The sequence below is a fragment of the Vibrio sp. PNB23_22_6 genome, assembly GCF_052877535.1.
This window is the reverse complement of sequence record NZ_JBNFXP010000001.1, coordinates 339,999-362,911: the sequence shown is the minus strand read 5'-3', so window position 1 is coordinate 362,911 and position 22,913 is coordinate 339,999. Positions and strand designations below refer to the sequence as shown.

At 45.2% G+C, this 22,913-nt stretch carries 22 protein-coding genes and 1 pseudogene; 8 read left to right on the top strand and 15 right to left on the bottom strand.

The window, feature by feature from the left end; genetic code table 11:
- Positions 1 to 41: 41 nt before the first annotated feature.
- Positions 42 to 1,337, bottom strand: a complete 1,296-nt coding sequence (locus tag ACVA54_RS01575) for a serine hydroxymethyltransferase (protein WP_446579520.1) — start codon at positions 1,335 to 1,337, stop codon at positions 42 to 44.
- Positions 1,338 to 1,717: 380 nt separating this feature from the next.
- On the opposite strand from ACVA54_RS01575, the gene ACVA54_RS01570 reads away from it, so the two are divergent.
- Positions 1,718 to 2,341 carry a helix-turn-helix domain-containing protein gene (locus ACVA54_RS01570; protein WP_099077687.1) on the top strand — a complete coding sequence of 208 codons (624 nt, stop codon included), beginning with the start codon at positions 1,718 to 1,720 and terminating at the stop codon, positions 2,339 to 2,341.
- A gap of 260 nt (positions 2,342 to 2,601) precedes the next feature.
- Entirely contained in the window at positions 2,602 to 3,720 is a 1,119-nt protein-coding gene (gene gcvT / locus ACVA54_RS01565) for a glycine cleavage system aminomethyltransferase GcvT (protein ID WP_099077688.1), read from the top strand.
- Positions 3,721 to 3,898: 178 nt separating this feature from the next.
- On the opposite strand, the pseudogene ACVA54_RS01560 reads toward gcvT, so the two are convergent.
- The 4 genes and pseudogenes from ACVA54_RS01560 to fruB form a co-directional block, all read right to left on the bottom strand.
- Positions 3,899 to 4,087 (bottom strand): annotated as a pseudogene (locus ACVA54_RS01560) (TetR/AcrR family transcriptional regulator); the annotation flags it as partial.
- A 481-nt stretch (positions 4,088 to 4,568) separates the two neighbouring features.
- Positions 4,569 to 6,302 (bottom strand): PTS fructose transporter subunit IIBC, encoded by a 1,734-nt coding sequence (fruA, locus tag ACVA54_RS01555; RefSeq protein ID WP_446639837.1) that lies wholly within the window; start codon positions 6,300 to 6,302, stop codon positions 4,569 to 4,571.
- A gap of 19 nt (positions 6,303 to 6,321) precedes the next feature.
- Entirely contained in the window at positions 6,322 to 7,323 is a 1,002-nt protein-coding gene (pfkB, locus tag ACVA54_RS01550; protein WP_446617136.1) for a 1-phosphofructokinase, read from the bottom strand.
- An 11-nt stretch (positions 7,324 to 7,334) separates the two neighbouring features.
- Positions 7,335 to 8,468, bottom strand: coding sequence for a fused PTS fructose transporter subunit IIA/HPr protein (gene fruB, locus ACVA54_RS01545; protein WP_446617135.1), 1,134 nt, complete (start codon positions 8,466 to 8,468; stop codon positions 7,335 to 7,337).
- A gap of 337 nt (positions 8,469 to 8,805) precedes the next feature.
- On the opposite strand from fruB, the gene cra reads away from it, so the two are divergent.
- Entirely contained in the window at positions 8,806 to 9,798 is a 993-nt protein-coding gene (gene cra / locus ACVA54_RS01540) for a catabolite repressor/activator (RefSeq protein ID WP_446649352.1), read from the top strand.
- Here the strand turns inward: cra and ACVA54_RS01535 are convergent.
- Positions 9,795 to 10,730: an endonuclease/exonuclease/phosphatase family protein gene (locus tag ACVA54_RS01535; RefSeq protein WP_446579528.1), complete on the bottom strand. Its 936-nt coding sequence runs from the start codon at positions 10,728 to 10,730 to the stop codon at positions 9,795 to 9,797. The genes cra and ACVA54_RS01535 overlap by 4 nt on opposite strands.
- A gap of 155 nt (positions 10,731 to 10,885) precedes the next feature.
- Between ACVA54_RS01535 and ACVA54_RS01530 the strand changes: the two genes are divergently transcribed.
- From ACVA54_RS01530 to ACVA54_RS01515, 4 genes are all read left to right on the top strand, one after another.
- Entirely contained in the window at positions 10,886 to 11,425 is a 540-nt protein-coding gene (locus tag ACVA54_RS01530) for an RNA-binding S4 domain-containing protein (protein WP_446579530.1), read from the top strand.
- Between the two features lie 395 nt (positions 11,426 to 11,820).
- Positions 11,821 to 12,864 (top strand): alpha/beta hydrolase, encoded by a 1,044-nt coding sequence (locus ACVA54_RS01525; RefSeq protein WP_446649351.1) that lies wholly within the window; start codon positions 11,821 to 11,823, stop codon positions 12,862 to 12,864.
- A gap of 75 nt (positions 12,865 to 12,939) precedes the next feature.
- A complete protein-coding gene (locus ACVA54_RS01520; protein WP_446617134.1) occupies positions 12,940 to 13,143 on the top strand; it encodes a hypothetical protein in 204 nt (67 codons plus the stop codon).
- Positions 13,143 to 14,927, top strand: coding sequence for a mechanosensitive ion channel family protein (locus tag ACVA54_RS01515; RefSeq protein ID WP_099077696.1), 1,785 nt, complete (start codon positions 13,143 to 13,145; stop codon positions 14,925 to 14,927). Before ACVA54_RS01520 ends, ACVA54_RS01515 begins: the two co-directional genes overlap by 1 nt.
- Positions 14,928 to 15,018: 91 nt before the next feature.
- On the opposite strand, the gene ACVA54_RS01510 is transcribed toward ACVA54_RS01515, so the two are convergent.
- The 5 genes from ACVA54_RS01510 to ACVA54_RS01490 form a co-directional block, all read right to left on the bottom strand.
- Positions 15,019 to 15,957: a LysR family transcriptional regulator gene (locus ACVA54_RS01510; protein ID WP_446596389.1), complete on the bottom strand. Its 939-nt coding sequence runs from the start codon at positions 15,955 to 15,957 to the stop codon at positions 15,019 to 15,021.
- Positions 15,958 to 16,277: 320 nt separating this feature from the next.
- Positions 16,278 to 16,424 (bottom strand): MarC family protein, encoded by a 147-nt coding sequence (locus tag ACVA54_RS01505; RefSeq protein WP_446596388.1) that lies wholly within the window; start codon positions 16,422 to 16,424, stop codon positions 16,278 to 16,280.
- Entirely contained in the window at positions 16,405 to 16,932 is a 528-nt protein-coding gene (locus ACVA54_RS01500; protein ID WP_446649350.1) for a magnesium transporter MgtE N-terminal domain-containing protein, read from the bottom strand. Before ACVA54_RS01500 ends, ACVA54_RS01505 begins: the two co-directional genes overlap by 20 nt.
- 107 nt (positions 16,933 to 17,039) lie before the next feature.
- Positions 17,040 to 17,696 carry a DedA family protein gene (locus tag ACVA54_RS01495; RefSeq protein ID WP_446649349.1) on the bottom strand — a complete coding sequence of 219 codons (657 nt, stop codon included), beginning with the start codon at positions 17,694 to 17,696 and terminating at the stop codon, positions 17,040 to 17,042.
- A 59-nt stretch (positions 17,697 to 17,755) separates the two neighbouring features.
- Entirely contained in the window at positions 17,756 to 18,847 is a 1,092-nt protein-coding gene (locus ACVA54_RS01490; RefSeq protein WP_119463914.1) for a calcium:proton antiporter, read from the bottom strand.
- A gap of 240 nt (positions 18,848 to 19,087) precedes the next feature.
- Between ACVA54_RS01490 and ACVA54_RS01485 the strand changes: the two genes are divergently transcribed.
- On the top strand, positions 19,088 to 19,369 hold the full coding sequence (locus tag ACVA54_RS01485; RefSeq protein WP_446596386.1) for a hypothetical protein: 282 nt from the start codon (positions 19,088 to 19,090) through the stop codon (positions 19,367 to 19,369).
- A gap of 88 nt (positions 19,370 to 19,457) precedes the next feature.
- On the opposite strand, the gene ACVA54_RS01480 is transcribed toward ACVA54_RS01485, so the two are convergent.
- The 4 genes from ACVA54_RS01480 to ACVA54_RS01465 all read right to left on the bottom strand — a co-directional run bounded on the left by ACVA54_RS01480 (position 19,458) and on the right by ACVA54_RS01465 (position 22,816).
- Complete coding sequence (locus ACVA54_RS01480; RefSeq protein WP_099077698.1) at positions 19,458 to 20,378, bottom strand: amino acid ABC transporter permease; 921 nt, start codon at positions 20,376 to 20,378, stop codon at positions 19,458 to 19,460.
- A 64-nt stretch (positions 20,379 to 20,442) separates the two neighbouring features.
- A complete protein-coding gene (locus ACVA54_RS01475) occupies positions 20,443 to 21,261 on the bottom strand; it encodes a transporter substrate-binding domain-containing protein (protein WP_099077699.1) in 819 nt (272 codons plus the stop codon).
- Positions 21,262 to 21,271: 10 nt separating this feature from the next.
- The gene (locus ACVA54_RS01470; RefSeq protein ID WP_099077700.1) at positions 21,272 to 22,069 is read right to left on the bottom strand and encodes an amino acid ABC transporter permease; all 798 of its coding nucleotides are present in this window, start codon (positions 22,067 to 22,069) and stop codon (positions 21,272 to 21,274) included.
- A 3-nt stretch (positions 22,070 to 22,072) separates the two neighbouring features.
- The gene (locus ACVA54_RS01465; protein ID WP_446649360.1) at positions 22,073 to 22,816 is read right to left on the bottom strand and encodes an amino acid ABC transporter ATP-binding protein; all 744 of its coding nucleotides are present in this window, start codon (positions 22,814 to 22,816) and stop codon (positions 22,073 to 22,075) included.
- Between the last annotated feature and the right edge of the window lie 97 nt (positions 22,817 to 22,913).

Sequence of the window (22,913 nt, the reverse complement as noted above, 5' to 3'; positions counted from 1 at the left end):
CCAAATAACTTGTCAGGAATATTCTGATCTAATAAATCGTTTTATTGGTAAAGAGGGTAACGGTTGCAAAGTTCTTTGACTTGTTTGCGAACGCGTTTTTCGACTTCTGCGTCACCTTCAGGGTTGTTAACCAAACCATCCAGCACATCGCCAATCCAGTTACCAATGAGTTTGAATTCTTCAGCGCCAAAGCCGCGGCTTGTCCCCGCAGGCGTTCCTAAACGAATGCCCGATGTAATCATAGGCTTCTCTGTATCAAATGGGATGCCATTTTTATTACATGTGATGCCTGCACGCTCTAGCGCCTCTTCTGCTTGGTTGCCTTTCAAGCCTTTAGGGCGAAGGTCAACCAGCATGAGGTGCGTGTCAGTACCACCAGTTACGATGTCGCACCCGCGAGTTTGCAATACTTCCGCTAGAACTTTTGCGTTATTGATCACCGAATCAATATAAGTTTTAAATTCAGGGCCAAGCGCTTCTCCAAATGCGACCGCTTTAGACGCGATGACATGCATCAGTGGACCGCCTTGTAAGCCTGGGAATACCGCTGAGTTAATTTTCTTAATGATGTCTTCGTGATTGGTCAGAATCATACCGCCACGTGGACCGCGCAGTGTCTTGTGTGTGGTCGTTGTTACGACGTGTGCGTAAGGAAGTGGGCTAGGGTGCGCGCCTGTCGCAACAAGACCGGCGATGTGGGCCATGTCGACCATTAGAATCGCGTTAACTTCGTCGGCGATTTCACGGAATTTTGCGAAGTCGATAGTACGTGGAATAGCACTACCACCTGCGATGATCATTTTAGGTTGGTGCTCAAGTGCCAGTTGGCGAACGTCTTCGTAGTCGATTTCGAGTGTTTCGCGATCCACGCCGTATTGCACTGCGTTAAACCATTTACCAGAAAGCGCAGGGCGTGCTCCGTGAGTGAGGTGGCCGCCAGCGTCAAGAGACATACCAAGAATGGTGTCGCCAGGTTGTAGCAGTGCCAGTTTTACTGCGCCGTTTGCTTGTGCGCCTGAGTGTGGTTGAACGTTTGCGTATTCACAATCAAAAAGCGTTTTTGCACGTTCGATAGCAATGGTTTCCACAGTATCAACGTGCTCACAGCCACCATAGTAACGGCGACCTGGATAACCTTCCGCATATTTGTTGGTTAGGCATGTGCCTTGAGCTTGCATTACCGCTTTAGACACGATGTTCTCAGAAGCGATAAGTTCGATTTGTTCGTTTTGGCGAGCGAATTCTGCCTGAATGCCTGCAAAAACCGCATCATCTGTCGCAGAGAGGTTGGTAGAGAAAAAGTTTTCCAAGCTGTAGTTAGGGTAACTCTTGTTCATGGTAGTTGACCTTCCAAATTGTAAAATGAACCCGCAGTAGAAATAGTTGTTTGATTGCGATGGTGGCTCATTTATCCTCAAAACAGCTGAACTGCAAAGCAGAACAGAGTGAACTTCGGCCCGAAATAAGTGGGCACACGCCGTCGGATTGTGCTTTCTCGTATCCAATCTCTTACAGAAATGTGCATCTCCGCATCTAACAAGTTGGTAACATAGCGTTTGCAGTATGAATAATCAACCCGAAATTTCCTATAGGAAACAAGATTTCTGGTTTTGTTAACAAGAGCACGCTTTAATTAACGTGGTGGACTTTTATCCACTATAGGGTTCATGCACAATGCTAAATAGGAAGGGATAATGGAATTTTTAAAGAGGGATTTATGGCAGAAAGTGTATACGATGAATACCCGTCGATGACGTTGGCGAAAGAGCATAATGATAAGAACATAGAGCCGCTTAAGCTCGGTCAGCGCATTAAAGATATCCGCTCAAAACTTGGTATTACTTTAGAAGAGGCGAGCCAACGTACTGGTCTTGCGCGCTCTACACTGAGTAAGATTGAAAACGAGCAGATCTCTCCTACCTTCCAAGCAATGCAAAAATTGGCGCATGGCTTACAAATTGACATGCCGCAACTATTTGAACCGCCGAGAAAAAAGGTGGCGACAGGGCGTAGGGATGTCACTAAAAAGAAAGAGGGTAAACCGCACCCAACGCAAACCTATGAACATGAGCTGCTGGCGACGCAACTTTCCCATAAAAAAATGATGCCGTTTAAGAGCCAAATTCGAGCTCGCAGTTTTGATGAATACAAAGATTGGGTTCGCCATGATGGAGAAGAGTTTTTGCTCATCTTATCCGGTGAGGTTATGTTTTATTCTGAGTTCTATGAGCCTGTTGTATTAAGCGAAGGCGACAGTGTGTATTACGATGCGAACATGGGCCATATGTTGACCAGTGTGAGTGAGGAAGATGCGCACATTTTGTGGGTAACGGCCAAATAGTGATAAGTAGTTGTAAATTTCCTATAGTGAAAGCAAACGATTGCTATTCGTTTTGAATACGTTAATATTACGCTCTGTTGATGGTATATCACTCATAAAAGCGTATTTTTTGTGCGTTTTGTTGTGATAAAAATGTTAAAAATCACATTTTTGAACGTCGAGTGATGTCTTGTTCGTGCAAAATTGAATCAGCCGTGTTTATTATTGGAAATACAATGAATGCCGACAGCATCATCGGGTCTATCTAAATGGAGACGAAAATGACTCAAGAACTTCTGAAAACACCACTGCATGCACTTCATGTTGAAGCAGGCGCAAAGATGGTCCCGTTCGCGGGTTACGACATGCCTGTTCAATACCTACTGGGCGTAAAGAAAGAACATTTACACACGCGCGACGCGGCAGGTCTGTTTGATGTTTCTCATATGGGTCAACTTCGTTTGATTGGTGATGGTGCAGCAGCATTTCTAGAAACATTGGTTCCGGTGGATATTGTTGATTTAGGTGCAGGCAAGCAGCGTTACGCGTTCTTTACCAATGAGCAAGGCGGCATCATGGACGACTTGATGGTGGCGAACCTTGGCGATCATCTGTTTGTTGTTGTGAACGCTGCCTGTAAAGAGCAAGACATTGCACACCTTCAAGCGCATCTTCCATCTGGTATTGAGCTGGAAATCATTGATGATCGCGCACTGCTTGCGATTCAAGGTCCTAAAGCGGCACAAGTGCTGGCGCGTTTTGCTCCAGAAGTGGCAGAGATGTTGTTTATGGATGTACGTAAAGTTGAACTGCTTGGCGTAGAGTGCATTGTTTCTCGTAGTGGTTACACCGGCGAAGATGGTTACGAAATCTCGGTACCAGCTGACAAAGCAGAAGAACTTGCACGTAAACTGACGGGCGAAGAAGAAGTCGAGTGGATCGGCCTTGGCGCGCGTGACTCACTACGCCTTGAGTGTGGTCTGTGCTTATACGGTCACGACCTAGACACCACAACGACACCTGTAGAGGCAAGCCTGCTATGGGGTATTCAAAAAGTGCGTCGTACGGACGGTGAACGTGCGGGGGGCTTCCCGGGGGCAGACATCATTCTTAAGCAGATAGAGACGAAAGATGTGGCACGTAAGCGCATCGGCTTGGTTGGTCAAACTAAAGCGCCAGTGCGTGAAGGTGCTGAGTTGTTTGATTCGGACGGCAACAAGGTTGGTGTGGTAACCAGTGGTACAGCGGGTCCTAATGCGGGCAAGCCAGTATCAATGGGGTATGTGCGTGCGGATTTAGCCGCTATTGGCACTGAGCTGTTTGCAGAAGTACGCGGCAAAATGCTACCAATGACGGTAGAGAAAATGCCATTCGTACCACAACGTTACTACCGCGGTTAATTAGCTTAATTTATTGATTTATTAAACTAGTGTTGTCATTCCAGCGAGCTCAAGCGAGACTAGGAATCTACTCTCCACGCGCTGTATAACCGCCGTGTCGCACTCTCTGAAATGATAAATACATAAAAATGCCGAGCAGCAAGCTCGGCATTTTTTATGTTCGTTTGAAAGACGTTGATTAAGCGATTAACTCATCAATAGGGCAGCGTACTTCAATAACAATATCGCTTAGTTTCGCTGGCTGAAGCATGTCTTCTTTTGCGATGCCAAACTGGTTTGCCATGATCGTATTGAACAGACCTCAGTGATTGTTCAGCAATTTATCACGGTGCTGGGCGTCTTGTGGCCAGGTCTCTTGCATCATTGGGCCTCTCAGTGATGCTAGCGGGTTGTAATAAAGCCGTATCAGAACCATAGGAACCACTCATCAAACCGGTAAAGTTATTTGTCGTTAACGATCTTGTCGCGGCTGATATGGTCAAAGCCAGCTGTTCATCGATCTCCTCGCGGTTGGCGGAGTAACGTCGTTTCTCGCATTTGGGTGATTAGAAGCTTCAACCTTTACGATTACGATTACGGCGGGCCTTGGTTTTTCTACCGTGCTGACACTGATCGTTGTGCCAGTCATGTTTGCCACTGTTCAGGATTAAACCGACCACTGCATAGAGAGCATAAGAAAAGGGCGACCACTAATAGTGAAAAGTGTGTCGCCCTTTGTGTTTTATGCACCCAATAAAAAACACCTCCCTAAGCCGAAGCTAGAGGGAGGTGTCGAATGCCAAATCGAGAGAGGCATTATAAAGGCTAAGCACTCGTAAACTAGGTAAGCATAAGCTGCTCAGTATTGATTAAGCGGCTGCTTGTTGTTTTGCTTCTGCTTTGTTCTTTAGGAATGCGTAAGTGAAACCCGTTACCGCTGTACCTGCTGCGATGGCTGCCAAGTACATCAATACTGGAGAGATAGCGTTAGGGATGAGCAGTACGAACAGACCACCGTGTGGTGCCATCAGCTTTGCACCAAACAGCATTGATAGAGCACCGGTTAGAGCGCCACCTGCCATACACGCAGGAATAACACGCATTGGATCTTTCGCAGCGAATGGGATTGCACCTTCAGAGATGAAGCACAGACCCAGCACGAACGATGCTTTACCTGCTTCACGTTCAGTTTGTTCAAACTTGTTCTGCGCAATAAACGTCGCCAGACCCATACCTAGCGCAGGGACCATACCCGCCGCCATGATTGCTGCCATTGGTGCGTAAGTATGAGAAGCTAACAGACCAACACCGAACGCGTAAGCCGCTTTGTTCACCGGACCACCCAAGTCGAAACACATCATTGCGCCAAGGATAATACCTAGTAGCACTGCGCTGTCAGAACCCATGTTGTTCAGGAAGTCAGTCAGGGCATTCATGATGCCAGAAACCGGACCACCTACGATGTAAATCATCACAAGGCCTGTAAATAGCGTTGCAACAAATGGGATGATCAGAATTGGTTTCAACGCTTCCATCGATTGGGGAAGTGTTACTTTATCTGCAAGGAACTTCGCTGCGTAACCTGCAATGAAACCCGCAGCGATACCACCTAGGAAACCCGCGCCAGTCGAACTTGCTAGCATACCGCCAACCAGACCCGGAGCCAGACCCGGACGGTCAGCGATAGAGAATGCGATGTAACCAGCAAGTACAGGAATCATTAAAGCGAATGCAGAGTCACCACCGATTTTCATTAGCGCGGCTGCAAGCGTACCTTGTTCTTTAAACGCTTCGATACCGAATACGAAGGATAGGGCGATGATCAAACCACCAGCAACCACAACAGGAAGCATGTGTGATACACCTGTCATTAGGTGTTTGTATGCGCCTTTTTTCTCGTCTGTGGCTGATGAAGCGCTAGATGCGCCAGAGTGCTGGTACACGGTCGCTTGTTCGAATGCTTTATCCAACTCTTCTGCGGTTTTCTTCAGAGCTGGACCGGTTTTCGTGCGGTACATCTTTTTGCCATTAAAACGATCAAGCGGCACTTCGATGTCAGCCGCAATGATAACTAAATCCGCGTCTGCGATTTCTTGGTCAGTCAGTTGGTTTTTCGCACCTACTGAACCACGCGTTTCCACTTTGATTTGGTGACCACGGCGTTTACCTTCCTCTTCTAGCGCTTCTGCTGCCATGAAGGTGTGTGCAACGCCTGTTGGACATGCGGTGATCGCAACGATTTTCTTTGTTGCTGATGCGCTTTCTACTGTCGCTGCAACGGTGATTGCTTGCTCTAGCGTTGCTGCGTTTTCTACCGCAGTTTGTAGGAATGCAGATGCGTCTTTTGCAACGGTGCTGATATCTGCTTGGTAGACTTTTTTACCTACGAAACGAGAAGTATCAACGGTTGTGTTAGCCGCAATGACGATCACTTCTGCTTGTTCAATGTCAGCGTCTGTTAGCCGTGTTGGCTCAACCACGCTTGATTGACACTCAATTTTTGCGTTCCAACCCAACTTAGCTGCTGCTTGTTCTAGTAGGCCTGCCGCAATGATGCTGTTCGCAACACCACTTGGGCAAGCTGTAATAATGGCAATATTCATACTGATAACCTTCTGTTCCTTAGTTATTGTCTAAGTTCGTATTAGGGTAAAGCTCGGTTACTTGTGTTTGGAGCTTAATGTTCTCCAGTTCTTCCTGACTGGTTAGGCCAACGCCAACTTGGCTCACTGCTAGGGCAGAAAGCGCCGTCGCGAAGCGCAGCAAATCGTGTTTTGGCATCACCTGCATGTGGCCCCAGCACAGACCAGCAACGAGCGTGTCACCTGCACCTACTGTACTTACCACATTCATACGAGGTGGTTGTGCGCGCAGCCATTCACCTTGGTTTAGCCACATTACGCCGTCTGCTCCCATTGAAACCACGATGTTTTCGATGCCTTTGTCGCTTAGCGTTTGCGCGGCAGCTTGGCATTGCTCTGGTGTTTCTAGGTGATCGCCTACAAAGTCGCTTAGCTCTTCATCGTTTGGTTTAATAAGCCATGGATGTGCATCGATACCTGAACGAAGAGCGGCTTTGCTGCTATCGAACAACACTTTTTTGCCCAGTTGACGCAGCTTTTCAATCCACTCTGCACATTGCTCAGCAGTCACACCACCTGGAAGGCTGCCAGCAAGCACAAAGTAGTCGTGTGTTTCTGCAAGACGGAATAGGGTTTGTTCAAAGCGCACGATTTCTTCTGCGGTTACTTGAACGCCAGGGAAATTGATGTCACTGACTTGACCATCGGCTTCAACCAGTTTTACGTTGATGCGCGTCGCACCTTCCACCTCAACAAACTCATTGTTCACACCGATTTCCGCAAATAGCTGGTGGAAGAGCTCTGGGTTGTCTTTACCTAGGAAACCGGTCACCGTCACATCAGCACCAAGATCGCTCAGCACTTTGGCGACGTTTACGCCTTTGCCTGCTGCGTGTAGGTTGCTGTTTTCTACAAGGCTTACTGAACCGACTTTTAACGTGTTTAGCGAACCTGTTAGATCAAGCGCTGGGTTAAGCGTGATGGTAACGACCTTATTTGTTGCAGTTGTTGTTGCCGTTATAGAGTGAGATGTTGCTGTCATGAATCCGCTCCTTAACTTTCACCAAGACCAGACGCGATCGCTTTACCGATAGACTCAAGTGCTTGCGCTGCATCTGAACCGTCAGCAGAGAATTGAAGCTGGTGGCCGTGTTTCACACCAAGAGCGATCACTTTCATTAAGCTTTTCGCGTTGACGGCTTTGCCATCTCCATCTAGGTTTGCTACGCGAATGTTTGATTCGAATTTCTTTGCTTCTGCAACCAGCATTGCGCCTGGACGAGCGTGTAGACCGTGTGCGTTTTTGATCTTAAATGTTGCCGTGTTGCCATCTTCAGCTGTTTCGGTTGCCATTTCCTCACCTTTGAATAGCGCCAAAACTTGTTCTACAGTCACATCCAGTAGTTTGTTGTGTTCGTTGTTGAACACAAGCTTTGAGATCGTACTTAGGATAGATAGGTGAGCATTGTTGCAAGCGGCGAATGCAATCAGCGCACGTACTTTCTCGCCTTCAAACTCACAGTCGTTAGCAGTAGAAACAAAAGAAACGCCAGTGCGAGTCACTTGCTTATCGCTACCGACTAGCCATAGACCTTGACCAAGATGCGTTGGTGTTTTGGTTACTAGATCAGCGACGAACTCATTACCGGTACAGCCAGTATTCTTTAGTAAACCACCGGCAACCGCGCTCATTTGAACCATGTCGCTTGCTGGGAATAGCAGCTGAATAAGGGAAGCATCGAAATCGGCTTCTAGCTGAACGTCACCATGAAGTAGGGCAATGAGCTCGTCTTCATTTTTCGCATTGCGTAAACGCGCTTCCACGCCGTCAGCACCTAATACTTTGGTTAGCTGCTTAAGAATGCCCAAGTGCTCATCGGATTTTGCCGCGATACCGATAGCCACGAAGACTTGGTTGCCATCGCCCCATTCAACACCTTCAGGGAAGTGATGAACGGCTACGCCAGTGGTTTTCACCATTGAACGTGTATCGGTTGTACCGTGTGGAATCGCGATACCGTTACCCAAGAATGTTGAGTTTTGGTTTTCTCGGTTTAGCATGCCTTCTACATAACCTTGTTCAACCAGACCTTTGTTAGTTAGGCTTTGAGCGATGCTTTTGATCGCTTCAAATTTATCTGTCGCAGATTGTGAAAGGGTAATATCGTTCTTATTTAGCTTAAGCATGGTGCTTCTCCAGCCTTAAGGTCTCTATTTCTAATTCATCTTGGTTACGCAGCGCGCAACGCCGAGAGTGTATTTTTTGCTGAACGTGTCTATTCGCTTAATATCAAACTGAATCGATTCAGCAGGTAATTAAATTTTTAAAGCATTCAGCGAAACTGTTTAAAATCAGATGTTAACCTGTCAGTGCTTAACGATTGATTTAGGTGACTCCCGTCAACTTTTAAGTTTTGCTGAATCCTTTCAGCTTTTATACTGAATCGGTTCAGCGTATAATTCAACTTATCTTAGGATCGTTGATGTATTAATATGATCCGGCGCACATAGTAAGGCTTAGGATATGACACTGGATGAAATAGCGAAATTAGCAGGGGTTTCTAAGACCACATCAAGCTATGTAATAAATGGAAAAGCGCAGAAGTACCGCATCAGCGAGAAGACACAAAAGAAAGTGATGGCGGTTGTTGAGCAATATAATTACAAACCAGATCACGCGGCCTCTTCTTTACGTGCGGGGAACTCACGCTCATTTGGGTTAATCATTCCCGACTTAGAGAACACCAGTTATGCAAGGTTGGCGAAACTGATTGAACAAAACTCGCGTAAAGCGGGATACCAGATTTTAATTGGTTGCTCAGATGATGATCCGCAAACCGAAGAAAAGGTGGCTGAAGCTCTAGTGAGTCGCCGAATCGATGCGTTATTCGTTGCGAGCAGTATGCCAGCCGCAAGTGAATTCTATTTGAAGTTACAAAACTCAGGCACGCCCGTTATCGCACTTGACCGCCCGATGGACGATGAGCATTTCTGCTGCGTGATCAGTGAAGATTTTGATGCGGCGTTTGAACTTACCGAATCGGTCCTCTCTTCTGATATTGAAACGATCGGCCTTATCGGTGCATTGGAAGAGCTACAAGTATCGAAAGAGCGTGAGTTGGGTTTTCGTTCAGCATGCCAGCAAGAAGGTAAAACCGTTTCGGTTGGCTACGGCCAGCACTTCTCTCGGGAAGAAGGTAAGAAAGTGCTCGAAGGCTGGATTGCCCAAGGCAAGTTTCCAGATGCGGTTGTGACCATGTCTTACACCTTGCTTGAAGGTGTATTAGACGTGATGTTAGAAAAGCCGGATCTCATGGGAAAAGTGCGTTTAGCGACGTTTGGCGACAACCGTTTACTGGACTTCCTACCAATCAAAATTAACTCGTTGCCTCAGCAATTCGAACTGATTGCCGACAGCGCGATGGAGTTGGCTTTAAATGCATCGGCAAAACGCTATAAAGCGGGTATTGAGCTTATCCCTCGTAGGATTGTTAAGCGTTATCGAGATGCAATTTAAAGCTTAATCTCTACCGTCAGCGCCACAAATGCGTGGTCGCTGGCGTTCTTATCTCTCTCAAAAGACGGATTGATTAAGTGCGCATCAAGTACTTGGTAACTCGTCACTTCTGCAATCGATACATCTGCATGCGAGTTGAACTCTTGCGACAATAAGATGTAATCCAACACGTTTCCTTTTGCGAAGTGGTAATGGGTTGCTGGGCGTGGTTCTAATGTTGGCGCGATTTGCAGTTCCCAACCATCACTAAGCTTTAGGTCGATGACACTGTCACCGAATTTTTCGACTAAGACACGATTTACGCTTGTTGATGTGATGGGTTGGTTCATGTCGCCCATCAACACAGTCGGCATTGGGGTGAGAGCATATTGCTTTTGCATGGCATCGCGCAGCATTGCTGCCTCCCAGCCGCGTTGTTGCGTGGAAAGCCAGCGAGCAATGGGTCTACTTGCTTCTTCTGGTGTGTCAGAATCGGCAGGGCGTTGCGATTTTAGATGCGTAACATAAACAGCGATATGCCCCATGATAGGGTGAAGGATGATTGCTCGAATCGGTTTGCGACTGAAAAGAGGCGCGTCGACTTCACCGAAGGCATCGAGCGTCTCTTCATCGAATGTTACCGGTTCAAAATGTTCAATAGGAAAGCGAGACGCTACTGCAACAACAGGGCGAGAGTATATGTAATCCCCTTCGATATGTGGTGTGTCTACCGTGGCAAAATATTCATAACCCATCTCAGCGAAAAATGTTTTGGTTTCGTCAATACTAAATACTTCTTGTAAGCCAATGATGTCGGGATTCAGATGGTTAACTTGTGATGCGGTCCAAGCGAGCTTGTCTTGCCACTGCTCAAATGAGTAGATGTTCTCAAAGTCATAATACGCATTCGGTGGTGCGATAAAATTAAACAGGTTCGCAGTTGCAAAAGTCATTTGGCAGGGGTTGGACAAAATTTATGCTCGTTCAAAGAGTTATTGGGTCAGTATATACTCAAGTAACCGCTAGGTGCGAGAATACGCCAAGATCACGTTTCTATTTGGCCGTATTCCGTTTAAACTCCGTGCATCAAGACAAATGAGTAAACAACATGACCCAAGATTACGAAAACGAAGAGTATTTAGAAGGCGAAGAGATTGAGATCGAAGCGATTGGCATCGACGTTGACGCGCACCCAATTGAGCTGTACAAGCTTTTCAAAATCGCAAACTTGGTCAGTGGTGGTGGCGAAGCTAAACATGTAATCGATGAAGGTTACGTGGCTGTAAATGGTGAGCTAGAAACGCGTAAACGCCGCAAGATGTACGATGGTGATTTCTTTGAGTTCAATCAAGAGTACTACGTGGTTGTGTGTGACGCACCAGTAACAGAACCAGAAACCGCAGAGCAAAAAGCACAAAAGAAAGCGAAGAAAGAAGCGCAACCTGCTCGTAAAGAAAAGCCACGTAAAGAGAAGCAACCTAATGTAAAGGGTACTGGCCCTCAATCAACGGGTCGTAAAGCGGCGGATAAAAAATGGAAAGACCAACAAAACGCGTTGTCTCAATCTGCGAAAAAAGGCAAGAAAGCAGAAAAGCCTCAAGCCGTGCGCGATCCGAAGAGTGGTCGTAACTCGATCGACTTTTTCTAAGCCATTTTCTGCAAATCAAAACAAAAACGCCGACATCAGTTCGGCGTTTTTTATTTGGACTGGTATTAACGCCGATAGTTTATTGGTAAATGTAGGAGTGTGAGTTCTGCATCAAAGGCAACAACTCATGTGATTAGCGACTAAGCCTCATTACAAGCAAAAAGAAAAATACTAAGTACGCAGAAAATATGGTGATGATCGGTAGATATTTCATGGAACCTCCTCATAAGCTAGGTGTTCGTTATCTCATGAGAATCCCTTAAATTTAATGAATTAGACAAATTCATTATTGCAGGGTTTGACAGGGCAAATTTGAATTTCTCTAATTCATGGGCATTATGGTTTGCTCAATGAATAATGGCTTCAGTTAACCAAAACCAACAACTGGAGCGACCATGAAATCTAAACTAGCAACTCTTATTCCTACTCTTTTAATCGGACTATCAAGTTCTGCAGTATTTGCAAATACTGTGTTGGACAAACGTACTATTCCTACCCCGACTGGTGTTTCTAATGAGTTTTCCGCCCTAATAGAACAACGAGGCACTCAATCACTACTTAATGTTTCTGTACCAACCACAAAAGAAGAATGGATAAAGTTTCAAACGATGTATGACCAATCTGGTATCGAGCTTGCGCATTACGCGCTAGAGCAGACAGGGACGACGTTTGAAACGAAGCAGATTGGAGGTGTAGATACCTTCCTTGTGACCCCAAAAAATATAGCACCAGAATACAAAGATAAGTGGCTTGTCCACATCCATGGTGGTGCTTTTGTCCTTGGTGGTGGAGAGTCTGCAATGAGAGAAGCGATTTGGGTTGCAAACGGCTTAGGTGCTCAAGTTATCTCGATAGACTACCGCCAGCCGCCACATCACGCGTTCCCAGCGGCTATCGATGATGTGGTGACGGTATGGAAAGAGCTAATAAAGACGCAGGCTCCTGAAGCGACTGCCATGTTTGGTACGTCCGCTGGTGGTAATTTGACCCTGGCATCAACACTTAAGCTTCAAGAACTTGGGTTGCCTACTCCAGGTGCTTTGTTCGCAGGGACGCCGGCAGTCGATCTAAAAGAGACGTCAGACACATGGCACACATTGAAAGGGCTTGATCCACTTGGCCAACGCGAAGGCGTGATTCAAGGCACATTTGATCTGTACGCCAATGGGGAGCCTTTGGATAACCCGCTGTTATCACCAATCAATGCAGAAATAGAATCTTTTCCACCAACGATTTTCATCTCAGGTACTCGCGATCTTCTATTGAGTGACACCGTTCGAATGCATCGGTTATTGCGTAGTGCAGACGTTGACACGCACTTGCATGTATACGATGGTCAAGCCCACGGTGATTACATGAATGGCCTTATTGTGGATATGCCAGAATCAGACGATGCACTGAAAGAGCTTGGTTTGTTCTTCGATAAGTACATTAACTAGTGAGAGTTGAAGCTTTGAGTTCGACTAATTGACTTTTCATATCACAAGGACGTGACTCGTTTGATGGAGGCAGCCATGAAACAAGTACGTAAATTTTTCTCTTTTTGTACATCGACTTTATTAAAAGCGGTCAGCCATTATTCCACCCACCAATCTTTGATTGATCATGGTTATTCCATAACCCCAATGGAACAAGCCAAGGTACAGCCAGCCAATAAGACTCAGGGTGCACCTAGCGGTGGTCTAAAACAGCCAGTCAACGGGGAGGAAGAGAAATAGTGTTAAATCGTTATATTGCAATCTTATTCTATGCTTTGCTTATTTCTATCAGTTTATCCTCCCGAGCAAATGAACCGGTGAAGTTGGCTGACACATCGAGCCCAAGTGATACATTAGCCAGTTTTATGTACGCATCGGATGTGGTGATCAAACATTGGCAAGATGAGACCTTACAACTTCCTGAAGCTCAACAGGCTTATGCTCAGGCTCTAAGAACCATGGATCTCTCATTGGTACCTAACCGCAGCCGCACCGTCGTAACGATGGAAAGAATCATTTTACTGCGAGAGGTTATTGACCGATTTGATTTGGATGTTCGTGAAAGCTCGCCAGATCTTAATCAAGTCAGAGAGAATGATTTGTCGTATTGGCGTCTTGGAAACTCCGATATTGTTATCTCCAAGCAATTGAGTGGAGATAATGTTGACCAATTTTTGTTTTCAGCCGCGACGGTTCAGAGCTTACCCCGTTGGTATCGGACATTAGCTTCGAATGATTACGCCGTGGAGCCGAGAGATGATCACTATCAAACGTTTTTAGCCAGCCCAGGCCCTTTGATTTCTAAGCGGTACATACAGGCGTTGCCATCTTTGTTTAACCAGTTGTATGGACCACTTCCATTGTGGCAGTGGTTTGCATTAGCCTGTGTTCTGTCATTATGTAAAGTAATGATTAAAATCAGCTTTATGTTTGGCGATCGCTGGAACGATAAGTGGGAAAGTAAAGGGCTCAAGTGGCGAGTAGGCAGGTTAATTTCATTGGTGTCAGTGGTATTGCTACTGATGATGACCAGAAAGTTCATTGATGATGGTGTTTGGTTAACCGGGGGTATTTATCAGTTTTTCGCTACTTCTTTCTTAGTTGCGCAGTTCGTTTCTGTGTCTTGGTTGATCATGGCAATATTTAACTATTTTGCAGAGATCTATGTATTTAAAAAACACAATGGGAAGCACGTAGATTCTTCTCTCATCACTGTCTTGGCGAGAATTGTCGGTGGATTGACGATTGTGGTGCTTGGTGTTTATGTCATTGAGTATATGGGATTCTCAATCTCGCCCATACTTGCTGGTTTAGGTGTGGGTGGTTTGGCGGTCGCGCTTGCAATTCGCCCGGTGTTGGAGAATGTGATCAACGGGTTGACGCTCTATGCCGATGGTGGAATCAAAATTGGTGAACTTTGCCGTTATGGTGAAAAACTTGGAACAATCGAAAGCATCGGGTTGAGATCGACTCGGATCCGAACGTTAGAGCGATCTTTGATTACGATACCGAACTCAGAGTTCGCCAATATGGAAATTGATAATTTAGAAAGGCGCGATAAACGTCGGATGGATCATGTATTGAGGTTACGTTCGGAGATCAGTTTAGAGCAATTGCGCGTTTTGATAGTTAATATTCGGAGATTGTTACTCCAACATCCAATGACAGAAGCGGAACCTGTTCGTGTGAGGTTAATTGGAGTTGGGGAGTTCTCAATCAACATCAACATCATGGCGTATATTAGATGCCGAGACAATGAAGAGTTTATGGCCGTGCAAGAAGATATTCTTTTTGCCGTATTAGCGCAGGTAGAAAGTATTGGAGCGAAAATCGCACACTCCAACCAATACCAGTTAGTGAAGAAGCAGGGCTCGGATGATGAGGAGCGAAAGACAAAAGCCGCTCAAGTTGTAGCAAAATGGCATGAAGAGGGTGCGTTTCCGTTTCCTGATTTCAGCTATGAATACAAACATGAAATCAAAGACACCATTTTATACCCCCAAAAAACCTCTTCAGTTCGATAAGCTTCTGGCTTGTTATCTTCAAAAGAGTAGTGATTGCGTATCACTACTATTTTTTAGCGTGTAGGTAAAATGTGAGTTCCAACGGTACTTTTTAACCATGGAGGCAATCAGGCTGCTCAATGGAATCGAAGTAGCTTTGTATTGCTTGGTGTAGATGCTGGTTAAGCGGAAAGCCGCGCTTAGATTGCAAGTAACCCCCGTTAAGCTGAACTTGGTGCATTTCTTTAGGGAGCGTTGGAAGAGGGTAGCACTGCAATTCAGGTTCATTCACTGTCATAAAGGTGCTACCAAAACACAAAGCATCAGAGCTTTTGATTTTGTTAATTAAGACAGAGACACTGTGTGTCGCGAGTGTGACTTGTACTTGGTACCCTTTAGAGAGATATAGTTCTTCAATCGGTGAACGCTTGGTATTAATACCGTCTAGGAGTATTCGAGCGACAGGGATATCATGAATATCCTCCCAGTCTTGACCTTGGCTTAAGATCGGGTGATCTTTGCGTGCGACAAGGCTAATTTTGATGTCTTGAAGTTTGTGTTGATAGATATCTTGTGGCAACGGCATGCCTGCAAAATGAATTAAGTAGTCAATATTCCCACTAAGGACATCTAACAAACTGTGCTCTTGCCAGTACAGCATTTTAAAGCTTGCTTTAGGAAGCGCTTCTCTAAGTGCGCTAAATACCCCGTCACCAAATTGTTCGAGTAAAAAAACATTCATTGCAATGGTCACTTCGCCTGTAAATTCTAATGGCTCGAAGTGATGGTACGACTCAACGACTTTCATTATAGGGTTGAGCATTTCATCAGATGCCTCAGCAAGTTTCTCTGCCAGTTCCGATGGTTCAACACCATGTGCTTTGCGGATAAAAAGTTGGTCTCCAAATGTATCTCTTAATTTAGCCAGACCTCGACTCACGCTTGTTTGAGAGATGCCGAGCATATCTGCCGCTGCATGAGTATTTTGAGTCTCGACGACAGCTTTCAGTATTTTGAGAAGATTGAGATCCAAATCTTTTAAATCAATCATAAACCCTCACAGCAATAAATAGGAATCGTGCTTATTAGCATATGTGAATCGTTGACAAACTCAATGGTTCATTTTGTAAGCAATGAATAACAAAAGATGATGATAAATCGACAAGGTAATCACTGAAACTAGGCTGGGAGCAAAATTTAATGAGTGAGGAATTATTGGTTTGGTACTTGATAATCTATGAATTACAGCGGTTCAAATTTTCATGTTTTTCTTTTTAATTAAAAATACCCCGACGAATTATCGACGGGGTATATATGGTTTAATTATTTGGGTGTAATATTTTATGGAGATTCGTCTTTGTATTTTTAAAGTTACAGCAAATGATTTATTTCTAGAACGATTTCTTCAATGCCTAGAGTGAAGAACTGTACGCCCATACAAATTAGAAGAAAGCCCATGATACGCGTAAATGCATCAATTCCGTTTTGGCCTAGCGCTTTAAGTAGAGGGTACGCCATGGTTAGAGTAAAGGTCGCAATCAACGTAACGCCATTCTAATCTATCCAGATTTTGTTCTTCCGCGCTTAGCATGGTGCTTAAGGTGTCGACTGTTGCGTTTGAGTCGATTTTGAGTACTTCGCTTTTACAAATACCGCCTGCCGAGTAAAGCGGGTAACTTAACGCAGCGCGTTCTTCATACTTCCATGCTTCTGGCAATGAGGCTTTTAACTGCACCTGTAAATCGTGAGGCAATTCTTTGATAAGCAATCGACGATCTGCTGAATGTATGTATTGAAACAAACAAATCGTTGTGCTCGTAGTGAGTTGACTCATCAAACTGACCAACTCCGAGTTAGAAAAATGATCGAGCAGATTGGCCGCTAAACTCGGGTTAACATCTATGAGCATTTCCCAAATCGCGATACGTTCTTCGTTTGTGAGCTTGTGGAAAATCGAGGCGAGTTGCTGAGACTCTGCCTGACTAATCAGTTGTGCAGTTTTTTCGCATTGTCGTTTGAGAGGCATTCACCTAGTTTGAAATACAGGTTTTGGGTACTTTTATCCTGAAAAGGTAAGTTTATAAAGGTCATAACTTTGGCCCTAGAAGTAAGTTTTGGCTTGATAACAGGGAGTTACCCTTGGGTATTCATGTCGTTGTTGTTTATGGCTAAACGAACAAAGAGAGTGATCGTTGCTGTCACCATCAAAAGGAGGCTGCCAATTGAGAACCACTTTGCTAGTAATGCTTGATACTGTTCGATAAATGGATGTCTCATCACCCATTTGCCGATGAATAGCAGTGTTACTACCCACGTTAAAGAACTGGTGAAGCTGATAACAACCGTTCGCCAAAAACTAAGTTGAGCCACGCCCATTAACATCGGCGTGAGTACCCGAACAAAAGGAATGAATCGTGAAATAAACGGGGACAAGAAACCGTATTTATTCAATAGAGAGCGAGTTTTTGGCAGTGCATCTTTTGGTAGAGTTTGTTCCGCTTTATTCATGAACTTTGAATTGTGTAGCCAACGCCCCTGCAGATAAGCAATGACACTACCAACAAATGCGCAAAGGGAGAGGACAATTAACGCACTTGAAAAATCGAGTGCACCTAACCCAACAAGACCACCGACAAAAAGGACTAAGCCGTCGCCCGGCAGTGGCAAAAACACCAGACTCGACTCCAAGAATGGAACCACGCCGAGTAACAGCAATAAGATGTGCAGGGAATTGATTTCAAGAAGCGCATCAAAATCTTGTGACCAAATTGCGCTAAGAATATCTTGCATAGCATTCTCCAATTTATCGTGGGGCTTTGGCGTACGAGTGCCAAAGCCCTTTTTCATGATTAATCAAACATTAAAATGATGTAGGCGAAGAATAGAATGAGGTGCGTGGCCCCATTGAGTGAATTGGTTCTACCGTTACTGAAGCTCACACTGGTCATGAGGAGCGTTGCGCCGAGCAATACCATTTCTGCAGGTGCAAGGCCCAAACGAATTGGCTCGTTCATTACGCCAGATATCAGCAGTACCGCTGGGACGGTCAGCGCTATCGTCGCAAGTACTGAACCGAAAAAGAGATTCATCGCACGCTGCAGTTGATTGGTTACCGCTGCTTTGACTGCGCCGACGGCTTCTGGAGCAAGAATGATCAACGCAACCACCAATCCACCTAATGCTGCTGGTGCGCCCATGACGGTGATACCATCATTGATTGGAATCGCCAGGCTTTTCGCAAGTAAGATGATCACGACGAGATAGCTGACGAGCATGATGGTATGGAATGCATTGCTATGAAGTGGCCCATGGTGATCGTGACAGTCCTCATTATCCGCATCGATAAAATAACTGGTATGGCTTCGTGTCTGAACAAAGAGGAACACGGCATAGAGCGCAATCGAAGCGAGCACCAATGTCCACGTTAGGCTAGTCGACATGTTGCCGAAGGCATCCGTACTGGTGAAGTTAGGCAGCACCAAACAAAGTAGCGCCAGTGGAATAATTGCTACCAAGTAGGCCTTGATGCCATCTAGATTGTAGGTTTGAGTGTGATACTTCAAACCTCCGATCAGCAAGGTAATACCTACAAAGCCATTCAACACTGCCATAACAACAGCAAACATAGTGTCCCTTGCTAAGTACGGGTTTGAATCACCGGTAAGCATGACGGATGAGACCATGATGACTTCGAGCAGTACAACGGAAAGGGTAAGGATGAGAGTGCCGTAAGGATCGCCTAGTTTGATGGCAAGCGCGTCAGAGTGGCGTACCACCGAGAAGATCGCGACCATGACCACATAGAACAGGACACCCGTTGTCAGTACGTAGGAAATTGGTGCTAAACCGCCAGTCAGAAGGTTGTCGCCAATAAGCTTAAAAAACAGTACGGCGAGAATACCTAAAGGCAATTTGTATTCTTGTTTGAGTAGGTTAAGCATGTTGAGTCTTTATTGCGTTGCCGAAGGCTCGTTATGTTCCTTTAACGAGGAGATATCGGATGAATACTGCAATTCCTCTGCGGTAAAACGATGTGGTAACAATAAAGGCAATGAAATCGTGTTGAAATGGTTTAGAGAAATTCATATCTGCATCATCAATTATGAATTTCTCTAATTCGTATCGTTGAAAAACAAAAAATAATAATAAGGGGGTAAACAACGCTTACTGAGGAAATAACTATGGAACGTGCCATCTACTTAAATGATAGAAAATACCGAATTTGTGATATCGGGGAAGGGGAATGCACTTTGGTCATTACCTATTCTGATGATGTCGAATCCTTGTTTTATAGCTATAGCCATTTGTACTTGGAGTTGGAAAGGGTATTGATAGTAGACATATCACGCTGCTGGAGTCAGAGGCTAGAGGAAATGACTACGGCAGAATGTGAATTATTGGCCAAAGACATTCAATTATTAGCAGATGTTTATTGGCTTGATGAGGTGAAAGTAATGACTTAATGTAAAAATGAATCCCTTGAAATTAGTCTTTTTGATAAGTTTTACTTTCGAAAATTACAGATGCTAAACACGCGATAATTGCTAATTGCTAATTGGAATAGGATGCTGATTTTTTCTCGATGTATCTAAAAAATAGGGATAGCCCGAAGCAAATGAGGAAATAAACCAATCCCACTATAAGCCAGATCTCAAAAATGTAGCCAGACGAGTTCGCTATTTCTGTGCCAACAAAAGTCATCTCCTGAATTGAGATCAGCGATACGATTGACGTGTCTTTCACCAAGGCGATAGTTTGCCCGGCAAGTGCGGGTGTAATGGCTTTTAGCACTTGTGGCGCAATGACAAAGCGGTATTTTACCCAGCGAGAAAGGCCAAGTGAATCTGCGGCTTCCCATTGGCCTTTATCGACGCTTTGCAATCCAGCACGCACGACTTCTGCAATGTAAGCAGAAGAAAGTAAGCCAACACATAACACCCCAGACGCGAGGTTTTCCCAAAGGTTAGCAGGACCAAATAAGAAGAGTTGAAGCGCGTTAGGTTCGCCACGATAGTTACGCAACCGATCTTCTAATCCGAGCAGGGGAATTAATTGGTTGGAAATAAAGAAATAGAAAATGAATACAAACACCAATGGAGGTATGTTTCTCACCAATTGAATGAATGTATTCGCAGGTGTGCGTAACCAAACAGAATCAGAAAAACGCGCCAAACCAAGAACGGTACCAAATACGACTGCCAGGGCAATGCCCCATAAACTCAGACGTAAAGTCGAAATCAACCCCTGGAAGAAGTAGGGTAAGCTGCCGTCTGCTCTTGGCGTCAATAGCAGTTCCAGCGCTTCCTTCCAATGCCAGATGTAGTTCACCCCTACGGTGGAGCGATGATAGAGCCAACCCCCAACTAATGCACAGATGGCAAGCAGCACCCAATCAAGTAGATTAAAACGACTCAAGAAAAAGCCTGATTTTACTTTGTTAGGTGCAAGGCGTGTGGTGGTTTGTCCGCTCAAAAACTTAAACTCCGATGTGAACGTGGTAAAAGAGTGGCTCGCTCAAACAACGAGCCATCAAGGGTTACTGACCTTGTGCGATTTGATCTTGCCAATCTAATGTAGAGAACCAGTATTCGTAACGTTCATCTAGCCAGCCATCTTGTGTACGATCTTCAATCCATTGGTTGAAGAGTGCTTTTTTATCTTCTTCACCTAAGCGAACCGCAAACGCTTCGTTCCCTTTTGATAGGCGCTCAGTAAACGGAATAAACAGTTTGTCTGCGTGCTTGATTGCTTCATGTTCTGGTTTCGGGCTTGAAGCAATGACAGCGTGAGCATTACCGTTCAGGACTTCTTGGAATGCTTGAGCGTCATCATCAAATTGAAGAATTTTCGCTTTCGGGAATGTCTCACGTGCGACTTGCACTGTGAACGCACCACGTCGAGCTGCAATTTTTACACGGCGAGAATCAAAGTCTGAAAACTCACTAAAGCCTGAAGCTAACTCTTTGTTTGCAGCGATTTGAACGCCAGAATGAGAGTAAGGTTGGGTGAACAATACGCTCTTGGAACGCTCTGGTGTGATCGACATGCCACCAATGATGACATCAAACTTTTTAGAAAGTAGAGCAGGGATGATCCCGTCCCAAGCGGTTGGTACAAACTCCACTTTCAAGCCCGAATCTGCGGCGAGGCGTTTTGCTACATCAATTTCAAAACCGATCAATTCGCCTTGTTTGTTACGCATTGCCCAAGGTACGAAAGTCGACATACCGACGCGAAGCGTGCCGCGCTCTTTAATTTGGTCCACATTTGGGGTCGTTGCTTCTTCTTGTGCAAGCGAAGGCAAAGCAATAGCAAGTCCCAATAATGCGATGATGGTCGCTTTGAATAACTTCATCGTTATCTCCTTATAATTTGCGCCAACTGGCTCCCAGTTTGTGTTCCAGCCAAGCGGATAAGCCAGATAGTGACAATGTGAGAGCAAGGTAGATTGCTGCCACGCTAAACCAAATTTCAAACGGCATCGCCGTCTCAGATACAATGTTTCTCGCTTCTGTTGTCAGGTCGAAAATCGCCATCACGCTGACGATAGAAGAGTTTTTAATCAGTGAAACTACTTCGTTCGTCAGTGGTGGCAGAGTACGTTGAAGTACCTGAGGAAGAATCACGTCTTTGTAGGCAAAGAAAGGGGATAGCCCTAAGCTTTTTGCTGCCTCAAACTGCCCTTTTGGAATGCTGTTTAAGCCCGCACGGAAGATCTCAGCGGTGTATGCCCCTTGGAAAAGGGACAGCGCTAAAACGGCGGTACTGAAGCGGTCTAAACCGATCACGGGTCCAAATACAAAATAAAGCAAATAGATTTGGACGAGCAGTGGGGTGTTACGAATGAGCTCTACATAGGCGGAGCCAATTGCGTTGCCTACTTTTGAATCGCTGAGTCGCAAAAGCGCCGTCACTAACCCGATGGCTAAGGTAAAAAAGAGGCTTATCGCAGAGATTTTTAAGGTGACGATTAATCCGTCAATCAATTCAGCGGGCCACCATTCGCCATCTTCATAAAAGGCAATGTAGTCCGGCACGCGCTCCCACTGCCATTGATACCCCATGGCTTGAGCGCCAGAATCGAGTACCCATACAATGACAACCAAGAGGATGGCCATTTGTAATATTGCTTGCAGAACCGGTTTGATGATACGAATCACCATAGATTAGTAACTCAAAATTTGTTCAAGGAATGCTTGTGTTCGCGGATGTTGAGGCGTCTCAAAGAGCGCAACTGGCGAGTTCATTTCAATGATTTCACCCTCATCCATAAACACGACTCGGTTTGCGACTTTTTTTGCAAACCCCATTTCGTGTGTGACACAAATCATCGTCATGCCACTTTGGGCGAGTTCAACCATGACATCGAGCACTTCGTTGATCATTTCTGGATCAAGTGCTGATGTTGGCTCGTCAAACAATAACAAGTCTGGCGCCATACAAAGAGAACGGGCGATAGCAACACGCTGCTGCTGACCACCAGAAAGCTGAATAGGGTATTTGTTGGCTTGCTCTTCGATATTAACGCGGTTTAGATAATGGCGAGCACGCTGTTCTGCTTCTTGCTTGGATAGCTTAAGCGTGCGGACAGGAGCAAGCATGAGGTTTTCTAGGACAGTAAGATGCGGGAAAAGGTGGAAGTGTTGAAACACCATCACAACCTTTCCAGGCTTTTGTTTTTTCGAGCCTGCGGGTTGTTCAAAAACGCTCACTTCACCTTCTTGAATAGATTCAAGATGGTTAATACAACGAATCAGAGTCGATTTTCCTGAACCCGAAGGGCCACAGACGACAACGATTTCTCCAGTATGGACCGAAAAATTGATGTCCTTAAGAGCGTGGAATTCACCATACCATTTGTTTACGCCGCTGAACTCAACAACGATGTTTCTCTCTTTCAAAGCCGACAACTTTTGCAATACGTTTCTTTTAACAATAACAACTTAATTACCTTATTGCACCTCCAAAATAATAAAGTGCGTGGAAAACATGAGCCGAGATAACCAG